This window comes from uncultured Nocardioides sp., assembly GCF_947489365.1.
Classification (GTDB): domain Bacteria; phylum Actinomycetota; class Actinomycetes; order Propionibacteriales; family Nocardioidaceae; genus Nocardioides.
Map to the genome: position 1 here is coordinate 490,943 of NZ_CANLDB010000002.1, position 15,892 is coordinate 506,834.

Consider the following 15,892-nt stretch of genomic DNA (forward strand, 5'->3'; position numbering starts at 1 on the left):
GGGTCCGCGTCTGGCCCCGCGGCGGACGCCCGCGCCTGCTAGGAAGTGCGCCATGCCCTCGCTGCGCACGCCCCACGACGCCGATCGGGCCTCCCTCGCCCGCCTGCCGAAGAAGGACCTCCTGGAGCGCGCCCGGGCGCGGGGCGTCGAGGGTCGCTCGGGGATGACCAAGACGCAGCTCATCGAGGCTCTCCTCGACCGGGACGACCAGCCGGCGTCGCGGCGTACGGCGTCGAACCACGACGTCACCACGGCCGGACAGGGCGCCCACCCCGCGGCGTCGCGCGTCGAGGCGTTCACGCGGCTGGCCGAGGCGCGGGCGCGCGGCGAGATGGTGTTCCTGCCGCGCCAGCTGCAGGGCGCGGAGCGCCGTACGCACGTGCGGCAGACCATCCGCGAGGACCACCAGACGCGCATCGCCGACCACAACGAGGAGGCCCGCGCGAAGTTCGACAAGCTCGCCGGGTCGACGTACTCGTTCTTCCGCGGCACCTGCCTGCTGTTCTACCGCGACCTCGCCGGCGAGGACGCGTGGATGCCGACGGTGCTGACCCTGGGTGACGTGCACCCGGAGAACTTCGGGGTCATGCCGAGCGCCGACGACGTCCCGATCTTCGGCGTCAACGACTTCGACGAGGCCTACTACGCGCCGTTCACCTGGGACCTCAAGCGCGGCGCCGTCGGCTTCGTGCTCGCCGCTGAGGAGATCGGCGGCCACGGGCCCAAGCGGCAGGCGAAGATCGCCGCCGCGTTCGTCCAGGGGTACGTCGAGGGGGTGCGGCAGTACGCCAACGAGCAGGACGAGCGCACCTCCCAGCTTCGTCTCGACAACGCCCCGCCGCTCATCGCGGCGCTCATCGAGGACGCCCTGGAGGACCGGTCGGCGTGGCTGGCGCGGAAGTACCACGACGAGTACAAGCGCGGGTTCCGCGCCGATGACGAGCACGTCCCGGTGAGCTCGCGGCGCGACGAGTTCCAGCGCGCCCTCGACGACTACGTGACGGCCAACGACATCGACGTGCCCGCCGATCGCACGCCCGGGATGAAGGTCAAAGACGTCTGCATGCGCCTCGGCCAGGGCACCGCGTCGCTGGGCCTGCCCCGCTACTACCTCATGATCGAGGGCCCGCTCGCCGACGGCAGCGACGACGTCCTGCTCGAGTTCAAGCAGGCGCGGCGCTCCGCCCTCGACGGGCTGGTGCCGCCGTCGCCGTACGTCGTGGACGGGTACGCCGACCGCATCACCCACGCCCAGGGCGTCCACCTCGTCGACGGGGACCGCTTCTACGGCGCGGCCCGCCTCGACGACCTCAGCTTCATGGTGCGCGAGCGGGCGCCGTACCGGGACTCCATCGACCTGGAGGACCACTCGAAGAAGGAGTGGTCGGACTACGCCGACATCTGCGGCCGCTCGCTGGCCCAGTCGCACGCCCTGTCGGACGAGTCGGGGCTCATCGACCACGACGCGGAGCCGGAGATCCTCGCCGCGATCGGGCCGGTGCCGCTGTTCGTGGACGACGTCGTCCGCTTCGCGGCGGATGGCGCGGACCGGGTGCGGACCGACCACGCCCACTTCCGCGCCGACCACGCGCTCGGCGCGTTCACCGCCATCGACCACGTCTACCGCTAGGCAGGATCCGCCGTCGGTGCCAGGAAGCCTCGGCGGCCGTCGGTGGTTGGGCCCGACATGGTGAACCTCGGCAGCTCCGACCTCGACGTCCGTCCGCTCGCGCTGGGCGCCAACCCCTTCGGCTGGACCATCGACGAGGCGGCGTCGCACCGCGTGCTCGACGCGTTCGTCGACGGCGGCGGGAACTTCGTGGACACCTCGGACTCCTACGGCGACGGCAACGGCGAGTCGGAGTCGTTCATCGGCTCCTGGCTGGAACGCACCGGGCGGCGGGACGACGTCGTCCTCGCCACGAAGATCGGCAGCAGCCGGATGCGCCCCGGGCTCGCCGCCGACAACGTCGCCGCCGGGGTCGAGGAGTCGCTGCGGCGGCTGCGCACCGACCACCTCGACCTGCTGTGGGCCCACTTCGACGACACCGACACGCCCCTCGGCGAGACCCTGGCCGCGTTCCAGGCGCTGGTGGACGCAGGCTCGGTCCGCGAGGTCGGCATCTCGAACTACTCCCCCGCCCGCATCCGCGAGTGGTTCGGGCTCGTGCAGGCCAACGGGTGGCGGGCCCCGGTGGCGCTGCAGCCGGAGTACAGCCTGCTGCGCCGCGCCGACTACGAGGCCGAGCGGCTCGAGCTCGCCCGCGAGCACGACCTCGGCGTCGTCCCCTACTGGGTGCTGGCGAGCGGCCTGCTGACCGGCAAGTACACCTCCCGCGAGGACGTCACCGGCCCCCGGCAGCGCCTGGTGGCGGGGTACGCCGAGGACGATGCCGCCTTCGACGTCGTCGCCGCGGTCCGCGAGGTCGCCGAGGCCCACGGCGTCGAGCCCGCCTCGGTCGCGCTCGCCTGGGTCCGCGACCGCGAGGGCGTCGTGGCGCCGATCGCGAGCGCCAGCCGGCCCGAGCAGGTCGACGCACTGCTCGCCTCGACCACCCTGACGCTGACCGAGGAGGAGACCGCACGCCTCACGGCCGCGTCTGACACGGTGGGCCGGTGAGCTACGACGTCACCGCAGTCCGCGCGCTCTTCCCGTCCCTGGCCGACGGGACGGCGTACTTCGACGGGCCGGGAGGGTCCCAGGTCCCCACCGCGGTCGCCGCCGCGGTCGCCGGGACGCTGACCGCCGGCCTGGCCAACCGGGGCAGCGTCACCGCAGCCGAGCAGCGCGCGGACGCCGTGGTCTCGATGTGCCGCCGTGCGATGGCCGACCTGCTGGGCGCGGACCGCCGCGGCATCGTCTTCGGCCGCTCCATGACGCAGCTGACCTTCGACGTCTCCCGCACGCTCGCGCAGGGGTGGGGACCCGGGGACGAGGTCGTCGTCACCCGGCTCGACCACGACGCGAACATCCGCCCCTGGGTGATCGCCGCCGAGCGCGCCGGTGCGACCGTGCGGTGGCTCGGCTTCGACCCCGTGACCGCCGAGCTGGACGACGTCACGCCGCTGCTGAACGACCGCACCCGGCTCGTCGCCGTCACCGCCGCGTCGAACCTGTTCGGCACCCGGCCCGACGTCCCCGCGATCACCGCGGCGGCGCACGCCGTGGGCGCGCTGACGTACGTCGACGCCGTCCACCTCGTGCCGCACGCGGCGGTCGACAAGGCCACGCTCGGGGCCGACTTCCTGGCGTGCTCGCCGTACAAGTTCCTCGGCCCGCACTGCGGGGTGCTCGCCGCGGACCCTGCGCTGCTCGAGACGCTGCACCCCGACAAGCTGCTGCCGAGCACCGAGGCCGTCCCCGAGCGCTTCGAGCTCGGGACCCTGCCGTACGAGCTGATGGCCGGCACGACCGCGGCCGTCGACGTGCTGACCGGCCTGGGCATGGACGCGATCGAGGCCCACGAGGACTTCCTGCTCGCCCGCCTGCTCGACGGGCTCGCCCGCATCGAGGGCGTCACCGTGCACGGCTCGCCGGCCCGGCGTACGCCGACGGTGCTGCTGTCCGTCGCCGGGCGCGAGCACGCCGACGTCCACCGCTCGCTCGCGGCGCGGAAGATCAACGCCCCGGCCGCCAGCTTCTACGCCCTCGAGGCGTCCCGGCACGCCGGGCTCGGCGACGGCGGCGCCCTGCGGGTCGGGCTGGCGCCGTACACGAACGACGAGGAGATCGACCGGCTCCTCGCGGCCCTGACCGAGATCGCTGCGGGCTCCTGACCACTACGGTTCCCTGGTGAGCGCCAGCCCCCGCCTCCCCGAGCCCGAGGGACTCCGCGAGGCGTTCTGGGCGCTGCGTCAGCGACCCGGGGGCACAGCGGGCGGGCCGGCGGACGCGTACGCCGACGGACCGGCGACCCTGCACGCCGATCCTGACGGCCTGCTCGTCGGCCACGACGAGATCGTGGCCGCCCTCGCCGCCCGCCCGACCCCCGGCGCGCCGGTCCCGCTGGGCGCGGCGCACGTCCAGACGATCGACACGGACCACGCCCTCGTCGTCAGCGTCACGGCCCCCGCACGCGGCGGCCGGGGGCAGCGGACCGAGCTGTGGGCCCGCACGGACGAGGGTTGGCGGGTCACGGCCGTGCACGCCACCCCGCCGCCGCCGGCCCTCGACACCCGGGTGTGGCGGGTCGTGGGCGACCCCCTCGTGGCGGGTGCGGCCACCGGCCCGCTGGCCGGCGAGACCCTCGCGGTCAAGGACCTCTACGCGCTCGCCGGGCACCGGCGCAGCGCGGGCAACCCCGCCTGGCTCGAGCGGGCGCCGGTGGAGAAGGAGCACGCCGCCGTCGTGGCCTCCCTCCTCGACGCGGGCGCGGACGCCGTCGGCATCACCCGGACCGACGAGCTCGCCTGGAGCCTGGCCGGCGCGAACCACCACCACGGCACCCCTCCCAACCCCGCCGCCCCCGGGCGGCTGCCCGGCGGCTCCTCGAACGGCTCGGCGAGCGCGGTCGCGCTCGGTCACGTCAGCATCGGGCTGGGCACCGACACCGGCGGCTCGATCCGCGTCCCGGCGTCGTACCAGGGCCTGTACGGGATCCGCACCACCCACGCCGCCGTGCCCCGCGACGGGCTGCTGCCGCTCGCCCCGTCGTATGACACGGTCGGGTGGCTGACGCGGGACGCCGACCTCCTCGCCCGCGTCGGCGAGGTGCTGCTGCCGCCCCGCACGACCCGCGGGTCCGCCGAGATCGTGCTGTGCCGCGGCCTGCTCGCCGAGGCCGACCCCGAGGTCGCCGCCGTCGTCGAGGGCTGGGCGGACCGGGTCGGCATGGTCGTGCGGGAGCCCTTCGACGCCGGCCTGCTGCCCGCCTGGCGCCAGGCGTGGTCGACCCTCCAGGCGCACGAGGCGTGGCAGGCGCACGGCCGCTGGCTCGAGCGGCACCTCGACGACCTCGGCCCCGACGTGCGCGGCCGCGTGGAGGCCGCGGCGGCCCTGACCCCGGACGACGTCCGACGGGCTACCGCCGTCACCGCCACCGCCCGACGTCGCGTGCTCGAGCTCGTCGGCGACCGCGTGCTGGTGCTCCCCGCCGCCGCGACGGTCGCGCCACGGCTGGGCGTCGACCCCGCCGAGGTCGCCCGCGTCCGGGAGGCCACCCTCCGACTGACCTGCCTGGCCGGGCTCGCGGGGCTGCCCGCGGTGACCGTGCCGGGCCGCACCACCTCCGGGCTGCCCGCCGGCGTCTGCCTGCTCGCCGCGCCCGGCCGCGACCACGACCTGCTCGACCTCGTCAGGAGAGACCGATGACCACCTGCAGCACCCACGTCCTGGACTCCACCCACGGACGCCCGGCCAGCGGGGTGGAGGTGGTCCTCACCGACGTCGCCGGCCAGACCCACCGCGCCTGCACGGACGGCGACGGCCGCTTCCGCTTCGACATCGAGCTCACCACCGGCCGCCACCAGCTCGTCTTCGAGACGGGCCCGTGGTTCGCGGACCTCGGTCAGGAGTGCTTCCACCCGGAGGTCGTCGTGCCGTTCACGGTGCAGCCCGACGAGCCGCACGTGCACGTCGCGCTGCTCCTCAGTCCCTTCGCGTACACGACCTACCGCGGGAGCTGAGCCCCCGCTGAGTACGGTCGCGACATGACGACGGTGGCGGTACTGGGAGCCGGTGGGCTCGGGGCGGCGATGGCACGCAGGCTGGGTGCCGAGGGGCACGACGTCCGCCTGTGGAACCGCAGCGCCGACAAGGCCCGCGCGGTCGCCGACGGCGCCGACGGGGTGACGGCGTACGACGAGGCGACGGAGGCCGTCCGTGGCGCGGACGCGCTGCTGACCGTGCTGCGCGACGCCGACGTGGTCGCGGAGGTCGTCTCCCCGCTGCTGGGTGACGTGTCCGGGGTCTGGGTGCAGGCCTCGACCGTGGGTCCGGCGGGCGCCGAGCGCCTCGGGTCGCTCGCGGCCGAGGCGGGCGTCGACTACCTCGACGCTCCGGTCTCCGGCAGCACCCAGCCCGCTGAGCAGGGCAAACTCCTCTGGCTCGTCGCCGGGCAGGACTCCGCCGTGGAGCGCGCCAGGCCCGTGCTCGACGCCCTCGGCTCGGTGCAGCAGGTCGGCACCGGCACGTCGGGCGGCAGCGCCCTCAAGCTGGCCGTCAACGCCTGGCTGACGATCGCGACGGTCGGCATCAGCGACGTCCTCGACCTCGCGGACGGGCTGGGCGTCGACCACGACGACCTGCGCTCGGCGCTGGAGGCCGGGCCGCTGTCGATGCCCTACGCGCAGATGAAGTCGAACCTCATGGACGCCGGCTCCTACGAGCCCGGCTTCGCGGTGGCGAACGCGCTCAAGGACCTGCACCTCGCGGCCGACTCCCACGCCCCGAGCCCCCTGCTCGCGGAGGTCGCGGCCCGCCTCGCCCGGACGGTCGAGGACGGCCACGGCGAGGCCGACGTCGCGGCGGTGCACCGCACGCGCTGACGCGCCTCCCGGCCACTGTCGGTGGCCTGCTGCACGCTGCGGTCATGGACACCTCCGCCCTGACGCCCGCGCTCCTGCTGCTGCTCGTCGGCGTCGCCTTGGGCGCGCTGCTCGGTGTGCTGTGGTCGCGGCGTACGACGGTCGGCGAGGCCACGGCCGCCCTGCCCGCGGCGCTCGACGCCCTCGAGCGCCGCGCCGCGTCCGACGCCGTGGTCCGCGACGGTCTGCGCCGCATCGGCGCCCAGATGGACGCCCTCGACCGCGCCCGCTCGAGCCACCAGGGCGAGCTGCGAGCGCAGGTCGAGGAGATGGCCCGCAGCACCGAGGCGCTGCGCCGCGAGACCGGCGCCCTGTCCACCGCCCTGCGCCGCCCGCAGGTCCGGGGCCGGTGGGGCGAGCTGCACCTGCGCCGCACCGTCGAGCTCGCCGGCCTGGTCGACCGCTGCGACTTCACCGAGCAGGTCCGCCTCGACGACGGCACGCTGCGCCCGGACCTCGTGGTGCGCCTCGCGGGCGGCCGCTCGGTGGTGGTGGACGCCAAGGTCGCGCTCGACGCGTTCCTCGACGCCGGCGAGGCCGACGACCCCGAGGAGGTCGCCGCCCACCTCCGCCGCCACGCCCGCCAGCTCCGGACCCACGTGGACTCCCTCTCGGGCAAGGCCTACTGGCGCTCGCTGCCCGAGAGCACCGACTTCGTCGTCCTCTTCGTGCCCGCCGAGGCGGTGCTCTCGGCGGCGCTCGAGACGGACCGGGACCTGCTGGAGCACGCTGCCTCCCGCCACGTCGTCCTCGCCAGCCCGACCACCCTCATCGCCCTGCTCCGGACCGTGGCGCAGGGCTGGCGCCACCAGGCCCTGTCCGACCAGGCCGCGGAGGTGCAGCGCCTCGGCCGCGAGCTGCACGAGCGCCTCGCCACGATGAGCGAGCACCTCGACAAGGTCGGCCGCTCGCTCACCTCGACGGTCGCCGCGTGGAACTCCGCCGTGGGCTCCCTCGAGGGCCGCGTGCTGGTCACGGCGCGGAAGTTCAACGACCTCGGCGTCACCGACGACCCTCTCGAGGGTCCGCGTCAGGTCGAGCTGATGCCCCGCGAGCCCGTCGCGGACGAGCTCCTCCCGGCGCGTCGACCGCGCAGTGCGTGAGCCTCGCCCTAGCGTGAGGTACGTGGGCCAGACCCAGCTCCGAGGGACGGCCGACCCCGTGTCGTACGAGGACGCGCCGGGTCCGCCGGTGCTGCTCCTCGCCCCGGCCCTGGTCGCCACGTTCCTGGGCCTGGACATCGCCCTCGGCCACGACCTCGGCCTGCTCTTCGGCCTCGGCTTCGTCACCGTCTGCGTGGGCCTCGGCCTGCTGGCCGAGCCGGACGACTTCTTCCTCGCCGCCGTCCTCCCCCCGCTGATGATGCTCGCGAGCATGCTGGTCGTCGGCATCGCGATGCCGTCGGCCTTCGGCTTCCCCTCCGCGAGCGCCGTCGAGGGCGTCATCGCCGGCTTCGCCCACCACAGCTGGGCGCTCGGTCTCGGGTACGTCGTCTGCCTGGTCATGCTCGGCGTCCGCGGCTACCTGATGCGGCTGCAGCGGCTCTGACCCTCGGCTCTCTCGGGCTGTCCGGCCAAACTGTGTCGATTTGCTGTCGCCATAGCGACAGCAAATCGACACACTTCCCTGCTACGGGCCCGTCCGGCCTACCCGACGAGGTTGGGCTGCCCCTCGACCACGCGGAGGCTGGCCGGGTCGCCGTCGATGGTCACGGTGCCGGCCACCGGCTGCCACGGACCGCCGTCCAGGCGGAACCGCGCCGACCACGTCGTGTCGACGCTGGGCTCGACGGTCTCGAACGCGTCCTGGTAGCGGTACGAGATGAACTCGCTCATCGGTGTGCCCTCCTCGAACCGCTTCCCCTCCCAGTCCGTCGTCTGGGTCGAGCCGTCACCGTGGTGCCACTCGTACGACGTCGCACTCGCCTCGAGGTCGAGGGATTGACCCAGCAGGGTCACCGTCGTCGTCTCGGGCTCGTTCGAGGTCGAGAAGATCGTGTCGAAGTTGACCAGCGTCTCCCCGCCCGGTGGCTGCAACGTCAGGTCGGAGTCGGGGAGGGGCATGCGCTCGAAGGCCGCCAGGATCATGCCCGGCGTGATGACCGGGGCCGTCCCGCCCTCGCCCTCCTCACCGGGCTCGACGCAGATCGGAGGCAGCGTCCCGGTGGTGCCGTCCGGGTAGTAGATCGTCCGGCCCATCATCGTGCCGCCGTTGCCACACTCGACGGTGCCGCCGCAGCCGTAGCGGGCCTCCTCGGTGGTGCCGCCGCCACCGCTCTTGCAGAGCGGGTTGTATCCGACCACCGGTCCGTCAGAGGCGCCGGCTGAACCGCCTCCGCCGCCCGTTCCCGGGTCGTAGCCCCCCGGTGTTTCACCGGGGATGCGAACGTCAAACCAACTCCCGCCTGGATTAACCGGGTCTGCGGCAGAACTAGGTGCCAGACATAGGGCTGCACAGAACGCGGTTAATGCGACCCAGACGCCCAAGGATTTACCCGCCATGTCACGAGGCCTCCGTCAGTTCACTGACTCGCCAGCCCGTCGAGGCGTATTCCAGCTGGAAGGTGTAGGTCATGTCTTCCGGTCTGTAGACCTGAGGTTTGGCGTCCTCGGTCCTGAACACTCGCTCCTTCGCCCGATCGAACCGAACAGCTGGCATGTCGGCCGTGTCTTCAGATGCGAACCCAATTTGCTTGACCGTCCAGCCAGCGCTCTCGATCCGGCCGCCCCTGTCGTATAGGTCCCTGAGACTGCTCGAGATGTTCACACAGGCCCTGCAAGAGTCGGCGGCTAAGTCATCGAATGAGGCGGTATCCCCAGTCACTGTCGCGAAATTAAAGGCGGCGGTCCAGTGCTCGATGAACGCCTCAGCCCCCGCCGTCGACTCCTCCCGCGCCGCATTCGGCATCTCGGGCGGCTCCTCCTCCGCGGCCTCCGACTCCGACGGCGACGGCTCGGCCGGTGACGACGACGGGATGATCGGGGTGGGGTCTGCCTCGGGCTCGTCCCCTCCGTCACCACACCCGGTGAGGAGCGCGAGAGAGGCCGCCAGAGCAGCCACCGACGCTCGTGCGCGCATGTCGAAACTCCGTCCCATGTCCCGAGTACGACCGGTCCAACGATCGCTCTCGCGGCACGCTACGTCGCGAACAGGGGCTGGGCCAGAGCGCGCGAGACACCTGTGGACAGAGCGAAAACTGTGGCAGAGGAGGCCCTACAGCCCCACGGACGCCGCCTCGATCGCGTCCGGCGAGAGGGCGTGGGCGATGGCCATGGCGGCCGCGCCGAGCAGGCCGGAGCGCTCGCCGGCGGCAGACGGGACGATCGAGAGGTGCTCGGTCGCGAGGGGCAGGGAGCGCTGGTAGACGGTCTCGCGGATCCCGGCGAGCAGATGCTCGCCGGCGGCGGCCGTGGCGCCTCCGATGACGACGACGGAGGGGTTGATGAAGTTCACGATCATCGCCACCACCTCTCCCAGGTCACGACCGGCCTGACGGACGACCTGGACGGCGTCCCGGTCGCCCGCACGCACCCGGGCGACGACGTCCGGCACGGTCGCGCCCAGCGCGGCGGCCAGGGCGGGGGCCCCGGCGACGGCCTCGAGGCAGCCGTCGTTGCCGCAGCGGCACAGCACTCCCTCGGCGCGGGCGACGCGGATGTGGCCGACGTCCCCGGCGGTGCCCTGGGCCCCGCGCTGGAGCTCGCCGCCGGAGATGATCCCGCAGCCGATGCCGGTGGAGACCTTGATGAAGACGAGGTCGTCGACGCCGGACAGGTGGGCGTGCCGCTCCCCCAGCGCCATGATGTTGACGTCGTTGTCGATCAGCACGGGGACGTCGAACCCGCGCTGCACGTGGGCGGGGACGTCGTAGGCGTCCCACCCCGGCATGATCGGCGGGTTGATCGCCCGGCCGGTCGAGTGCTCCACCGGGCCGGGCAGGCCGATCCCGATGGCGGCGAGGTCGGCGTCGGCGCGGCCGGCGGTGGTCAGCAGGGCGCGGATCGTCTGCTCGACCCAGGCGAGCACCGCGACGGGACCGTCGGCGATGTCGAGGTCCGCGCGCACCTCCGCGAGGACGGTCCCGGCGAGGTCCGCCAGGCCGGCGCGCGCGTGGGTCGCGCCGAGGTCGATGCCGGCCACCACCCGGGCCGCGGGGTTCAGCGCCAGCAGGGACGGCGGACGCCCGCCGGTCGACACCGCGTCGCCGTACGGCGCCACCAGGCCGAGGCGCATCAGCACGTCCACCCGGGCCGCGACGGTGGACCGCGCGAGACCGGTGACCTCGACGAGCTGGGCGCGCGTCCTCGGCTGCCCGTCGCGCAGCAGCGCGAACACGTCTCCGGCCCTCACGGCTCGAAGTAGACCACCGAGCCCTTCTGATCGTCCAGCCAAAGACTTTTGCAAGCGTCTCGACAAAAGCCTGTGGCGAGTGACACAGTGCGGCGCGTGACCAGTCCCACCGACTCCACCCCGGCGCCGACGCAGGCCCCCGTGCTGCGCGTCCGCGGCGTCACGAAGAGCTTCCACGGCAACGTCGTGCTGCGCGACGCCGACCTCGACCTCCTGCCGGGCCAGGTGCTCGGCCTGGTCGGCGAGAACGGCGCCGGCAAGTCGACGCTGATGAAGGTCCTCGCCGGGGTCCACGCACCCACGTCCGGCACCGTCGAGCTCGACGGCTCCGAGGTCACGTTCGGCCACCCCGTCCAGGCCCAGCGCGCCGGGATCTCGACCGTCTTCCAGGAGTTCAACCTCCTGGGCGAGCGCACCGTCGCCGAGAACGTCTGGCTGGGCCGCGAGCCGCGCCGCCGCGGACTGGTGGACGTCGCCGCGATGGTCCGCGACACCACCGCCCTGCTCGAGGACCTCGGCGTGACGGGCCTCGACGCCTCCCGCCGCGTGCGCAGCCTGTCGGTCGCCGAGCAGCAGATCGTCGAGATCGCGAAGGCCACCAGCCTCGACGCCCGCGTGATCCAGATGGACGAGCCGACCGCCGCGCTCGCCGACCACGAGGTCGCGCTCCTCTACTCGATCATCCGCACCCTCACGGGGCGCGGCGTCGCGATCGTCTACGTCTCGCACCGCCTCAAGGAGATCTTCGACCTCTGCGACGTGGTGACCGTGCTCAAGGACGGCGCCCAGGTCGCCACCGAGCCGATCGCCGCGCTCGACGAGGGACGCCTGGTCCGCCTCATGGTCGGGCGCACCCTCGACGCGTTCTTCCCGGACCCCCTCGAGGGCACCGCCCCCGGGGAGACCCGCCTCGAGCTCCGCGGCGCCGGCAACGGCTACGTCGACGGCGTCGACCTCACGCTCCGCGCCGGGGAGATCGTCGGGGTCGCCGGCCTGCAGGGCTCCGGGCGCACGGAGCTGCTCGAGGCCGTCTTCGGGGTCACCCCGCTCACCCGCGGCGAGATGACGCTGGCGGGCCGGAAGGTCCGACCCCGCAGCCCCCGCCAGGCCGTCCGCGCCGGCATCGCCCTCATCACCGAGGACCGCAAGGCCACCGGCCTGGCGCTCAACCAGTCCATCCTCGACAACACCCTCGGCGTCGTCCGTGCCGTCTTCCCCCGCCGGACCGGCGGCGTACGCCGCGACGTCCCCCGCCTGCTGTCCACGCTGGCGGTGTCGGCCCGCGCTCTGTCCCAGGAGGTCCGCCTGCTGTCGGGCGGCAACCAGCAGAAGGTCGTCCTGGCCCGCTGGCTCGCCACGGACCCGGCCGTCGTCCTCATGGACGAGCCGACCCGCGGCGTCGACGTCGGCGCCAAGTACTCGATCTACGAGGTGATGCGGCGCCTCGCCGCCGACGGCAAGGCCGTCCTCATGGTCTCCAGCGAGCTCCCCGAGGTGATCGGCATGTCCGACCGGATCCTGGTGATGCGCGACGGCCGGCTGGCCGGCGAGCTGCCCCCCACCTCCAGCGAGGAGGACGTCCTCGCCCTCGCGACCGGCGTCCGCGCCGGAGAGCAGGTGGCGTCGTGAGGTCCTCGCGCATCACCTCCACCACCATCGTGTACGGCGTCCTGCTGCTCGTCGTGGTCGCCGCGGCGCTCATCACCGCCGGCCAGGGCCGCAACTTCTTCAGCACCGGCAACCTCGACAACATCCTGACCGCGACGACCATCCTCGGGCTGATCGCGATCGGCCAGACGCTGGTCATCCTCGTCGGGTCGCTCGACCTCTCCGTCCCGTACGTCGTGTCGCTCGCCAGCGTCGTCGGCGGCGGGATCATGGCCGGCCAGGCCGGCGGCATCGTCCCGGCGCTCCTGGTCACGCTCCTGCTCTGCGGCGTCATCGGTGCCGTCAACGGCGCGATCGTCGCCGGGCTGCACGTCCACGGCTTCATCGCCACCCTCGGCACCGGCCTCGTCCTGTCGGGCTACCTCGGCAGCACCTACCAGGGCAGCTCCGGCCTCGCCGCGTTCGAGTTCCGCCTGCTCGACGCGACCCGCATCGGCCCCGTGCCGCTGGCGTTCCTGCTCATGCTCGGCTGCGCCGGCCTCGCCGTGCTGGTGCTGCGCCGCACCCGCCTCGGCCACCACCTGTACGCCGTCGGCGGCAACGCCGAGGTCGCCCGCATGTCGGGCCTGCGCACCGCCGTCCCCGTGGTCGTCGCCCACACCACCTGCTCCGTCATGTCGGGCCTCGCGGGCCTGGTGCTCCTCGCCCGCCTCGGCGTCGGCCAGCCCACCGTCGGCTCGCAGGGCGGCTACGACCTGATGTCGATCGCCGCCGTCGTCCTCGGCGGCACCCTGCTGGCCGGCGGCAAGGGGAACATCGCCGGCACCCTCGCCGGGGTCGCGATCTTCGCCGTCCTCGACAACGCGATGGGCGTCATGGAGCTCAACCCGTTCCTCAAGGACGTCGTCCGCGGCGTCGTCATCGTCGTCGCCGTCGCGGTCTACGCCCGGCGCGAGCTCGACCGCCGTCCCGCCCGCTTCGACCGGCCACCCGCCGCCGACCCCGGGACCACGAAGCCACCGGGCAGCGCCACCCCCGCCGGCACGACCGACAAGACCCTGGAGGCCTCCCGATGAGCGCTCCCACCGCCTCCCCGACCGGCCAGGGCTCCCGGCGCGCCACCCCGGCGGTGCCCGCGCACTCCGGCGGCCTCGGCCGTCGCATCAGCGTCGGCCTGATCACCCCCGGCGGGGCGGTCTTCGTGCTGGTCGCCGTGCTCCTGGTCGCGATCATGCTGACCAACCCGAACTTCACCGACCCGGGCGCGCTCATCCGTTTCGTGGGCCGCACCGCCCCGATCGCGATCGCCGCGATGGGCCAGTTCTACGTCATCGTCTCCGGCGAGTTCGACCTCTCCATGGCCGCCGTGATCGCGACCCAGGTGGTCATCGCGGGCAACGTCATCGGCCTCGAGGACTCCCGGATCGTCCCCGGCCTCGTGCTGATGTTCGTCGTCGGCACGGTGATCGGCCTGGTCAACGGCCTGGCGACGACGCTGCTGCGGGTGCCGAGCTTCATCGTCACCCTCGGCATGATGCTCGCGCTGCTCGGCCTGGTCCGCTACGTCACCGGCGGCGCCGCCACCGGCAACCCCACCGAGAACTTCCGCGAGATCGGCCGCGGCGGCATCGAGGGGATCCCCGTGGTGGACATCATCCCCTGGTCCGTCCTGGTCCTCGCCGTCGTGGCCGCCGCCTCCGCGTGGCTGATGCGCCGCCCGTTCGGCCGCACCCTCGTCGCCGCCGGCGACAACCCCGACGCGCTGCGCCACGCCGGAGCCTCGCTGTGGTGGGTGAAGACCCGCGCGTTCATCCTGTCGTCGCTGTCGGCGACGGTCGCCGGGATCCTGCTCGTCGGCTACGCCGGCGTGCACCCCTCGGTCGGCTCCGGCTACGAGTTCGCGGCCATCACCGCCGTCGTCCTCGGCGGCGTCGTCCTCGGCGGCGGACGCGGCTGGGTGCTCTCGGCCGCCGCGGGCGCCTTCGCCCTCGAGCTCCTCTTCCTGCTGCTCACCGCCCTCGGCGTCGAGGCCACCTGGCGCGACACCGTCCAGGGCCTGATCATCATCGCCGCCGTCGCCCTGGCCGCCCGCACCTGGAGCGGCGTACGGCGCCCCCAGGCCACCCCCTCGGGCACCACGCCCGGCACCACCGAGAACCCCACCAAGAGCACCACCGAAGGAGACCGCTGATGCGCATCACCCACCGAGCCGTGAAGGGAGCACTGGCCTCCGCGGCGACCGTCGTCCTGCTCGCCGGGTGCAGCACGGACAGCATCGAGGAGCCCGTCGAGTCGTCCGGGGACGACGCCAGCCAGGAGGCGGGCTCCGAGGAGCAGTCCGAGTTCTTCAGCCAGGAGGACCTCGACACCCAGGACGAGCAGCGCTCCGCGACCTTCGAGGGCGACGAGGCCGAGCCCTGGCTGCAGTACATCGACGGGGAGATGACGGACACCTCGGAGTACGCGTCCGACGGCGCCAAGAAGGTGTGCTTCGCCAACGCCTCGATCTCCAACCCGTGGCGCCAGACCGGCTTCATCACCATGCAGCAGCAGCTCGAGGTCCTCCAGGACGACGGCGTCATCTCCGAGATGGAGGTCCGCGACGCGCAGGACACCGACGAGACGCAGATCGCCGACATCGACTACTTCATCAACGAGGGCAACTGCGACGCGTTCGTCATCTCGCCGAACTCCACGGCCGCTATGACCCCCGCCGTCGAGCGCGCCTGCGAGACCGGCAAGCCCGTCATCGTCTTCGACCGCGGCGTCGAGACCGACTGCGCGACCACCTTCATCCACCCCATCGGCGGCTACGCCTGGGGCCTCGACACCGCCGAGTTCCTCTCCGAGAACCTCGAGGAGGGCGACCGCGTGATCGCGCTGCGCATCCTCCCGGGCGTCGACGTGCTGGAGACCCGGTGGGCCGCCGCCGAGCAGGTCTTCGAGGAGAACGGCATCGAGGCCGAGGACTTCTTCACCGAGGCCGACCCGACCCGCATCAAGCAGATCGTCACGGACGCCATCAACCAGGGCGACGTGGCGGGCATCTGGATGGACGCCGGTGACGGCGCCGTCGCCGCCATCGAGGCGTTCGAGGACGCCGGCGTCGACTACCCGGTCATGACCGGCGAGGACGAGATGAGCTTCCTGCGCAAGTGGGAGGAGACCGGCATGACCGCGCTGGCCCCCGTCTACTCGAACTTCCAGTGGCGCACCCCGCTCCTGGCCGTCGAGAAGATCTTCGCCGGCGAGGAGGTCCCGTCCGAGTGGGTGCTCCCCCAGACCCCGATCACCGAGGACGAGCGCCAGGAGTTCCTCGAGGCCAACGAGGGCATGCCCGACGGTCACTACGCCAAGTTCGGCGGCGAGGACCTGCCCGGCTTCCCCGACGCGTGGATGGACCGCTGAT

The 15,892-nt window shown here is 73.2% G+C and carries 15 protein-coding genes; 12 read left to right on the forward strand and 3 right to left on the reverse strand.

What is annotated here, in order from left to right; genetic code table 11:
• Positions 1 to 52: 52 nt before the first annotated feature.
• From Q0858_RS07755 to Q0858_RS07790, 8 genes are read left to right on the forward strand one after another with little or no spacing between them, the layout of a single operon-like run.
• Entirely contained in the window at positions 53 to 1,630 is a 1,578-nt protein-coding gene (locus Q0858_RS07755) for a DUF2252 family protein (RefSeq protein WP_299052366.1), read from the forward strand.
• A 57-nt stretch (positions 1,631 to 1,687) separates the two neighbouring features.
• Positions 1,688 to 2,620 carry an aldo/keto reductase gene (locus Q0858_RS07760; protein WP_299052367.1) on the forward strand — a complete coding sequence of 311 codons (933 nt, stop codon included), beginning with the start codon at positions 1,688 to 1,690 and terminating at the stop codon, positions 2,618 to 2,620.
• Positions 2,617 to 3,777: a cysteine desulfurase-like protein gene (locus tag Q0858_RS07765; protein WP_299052369.1), complete on the forward strand. Its 1,161-nt coding sequence runs from the start codon at positions 2,617 to 2,619 to the stop codon at positions 3,775 to 3,777. The genes Q0858_RS07760 and Q0858_RS07765 overlap by 4 nt, the downstream gene beginning before the upstream one ends.
• 16 nt (positions 3,778 to 3,793) lie before the next feature.
• Entirely contained in the window at positions 3,794 to 5,311 is a 1,518-nt protein-coding gene (locus tag Q0858_RS07770) for an amidase (protein WP_299052371.1), read from the forward strand.
• Positions 5,308 to 5,625, forward strand: coding sequence for a hydroxyisourate hydrolase (gene uraH / locus Q0858_RS07775; RefSeq protein ID WP_299052373.1), 318 nt, complete (start codon positions 5,308 to 5,310; stop codon positions 5,623 to 5,625). The genes Q0858_RS07770 and uraH overlap by 4 nt, the downstream gene beginning before the upstream one ends.
• A gap of 24 nt (positions 5,626 to 5,649) precedes the next feature.
• Complete coding sequence (locus Q0858_RS07780) at positions 5,650 to 6,486, forward strand: NAD(P)-dependent oxidoreductase (RefSeq protein WP_299052375.1); 837 nt, start codon at positions 5,650 to 5,652, stop codon at positions 6,484 to 6,486.
• A 44-nt stretch (positions 6,487 to 6,530) separates the two neighbouring features.
• Positions 6,531 to 7,628: a DNA recombination protein RmuC gene (locus tag Q0858_RS07785; protein ID WP_299052377.1), complete on the forward strand. Its 1,098-nt coding sequence runs from the start codon at positions 6,531 to 6,533 to the stop codon at positions 7,626 to 7,628.
• Between the two features lie 22 nt (positions 7,629 to 7,650).
• Complete coding sequence (locus tag Q0858_RS07790) at positions 7,651 to 8,073, forward strand: DUF6542 domain-containing protein (RefSeq protein WP_299052379.1); 423 nt, start codon at positions 7,651 to 7,653, stop codon at positions 8,071 to 8,073.
• A gap of 98 nt (positions 8,074 to 8,171) precedes the next feature.
• Here the strand turns inward: Q0858_RS07790 and Q0858_RS07795 are convergent, their stop codons facing one another.
• The 3 genes from Q0858_RS07795 to Q0858_RS07805 all read right to left on the reverse strand — a co-directional run bounded on the left by Q0858_RS07795 (position 8,172) and on the right by Q0858_RS07805 (position 10,875).
• Positions 8,172 to 8,828 carry a hypothetical protein gene (locus Q0858_RS07795; RefSeq protein ID WP_299052381.1) on the reverse strand — a complete coding sequence of 219 codons (657 nt, stop codon included), beginning with the start codon at positions 8,826 to 8,828 and terminating at the stop codon, positions 8,172 to 8,174.
• 199 nt (positions 8,829 to 9,027) lie between these two features.
• Positions 9,028 to 9,585 (reverse strand): DUF6318 family protein, encoded by a 558-nt coding sequence (locus Q0858_RS07800; RefSeq protein WP_299052383.1) that lies wholly within the window; start codon positions 9,583 to 9,585, stop codon positions 9,028 to 9,030.
• 153 nt (positions 9,586 to 9,738) lie between these two features.
• Positions 9,739 to 10,875, reverse strand: a complete 1,137-nt coding sequence (locus Q0858_RS07805) for an ROK family protein (protein WP_299052385.1) — start codon at positions 10,873 to 10,875, stop codon at positions 9,739 to 9,741.
• 96 nt (positions 10,876 to 10,971) lie between these two features.
• Between Q0858_RS07805 and Q0858_RS07810 the strand changes: the two genes are divergently transcribed.
• Genes Q0858_RS07810 through Q0858_RS07825 form a run of 4 tightly spaced genes read left to right on the forward strand, consistent with a single transcriptional unit; the run spans position 10,972 to position 15,891 of the window.
• Complete coding sequence (locus tag Q0858_RS07810) at positions 10,972 to 12,504, forward strand: sugar ABC transporter ATP-binding protein (protein WP_299052387.1); 1,533 nt, start codon at positions 10,972 to 10,974, stop codon at positions 12,502 to 12,504.
• Positions 12,501 to 13,559, forward strand: a complete 1,059-nt coding sequence (locus tag Q0858_RS07815) for an ABC transporter permease (RefSeq protein ID WP_299052389.1) — start codon at positions 12,501 to 12,503, stop codon at positions 13,557 to 13,559. Before Q0858_RS07810 ends, Q0858_RS07815 begins: the two co-directional genes overlap by 4 nt.
• Positions 13,556 to 14,674 (forward strand): ABC transporter permease, encoded by a 1,119-nt coding sequence (locus Q0858_RS07820; protein WP_299052391.1) that lies wholly within the window; start codon positions 13,556 to 13,558, stop codon positions 14,672 to 14,674. Before Q0858_RS07815 ends, Q0858_RS07820 begins: the two co-directional genes overlap by 4 nt.
• Complete coding sequence (locus Q0858_RS07825) at positions 14,674 to 15,891, forward strand: substrate-binding domain-containing protein (protein WP_299052392.1); 1,218 nt, start codon at positions 14,674 to 14,676, stop codon at positions 15,889 to 15,891. Before Q0858_RS07820 ends, Q0858_RS07825 begins: the two co-directional genes overlap by 1 nt.
• Position 15,892 lies beyond the last annotated feature (1 nt).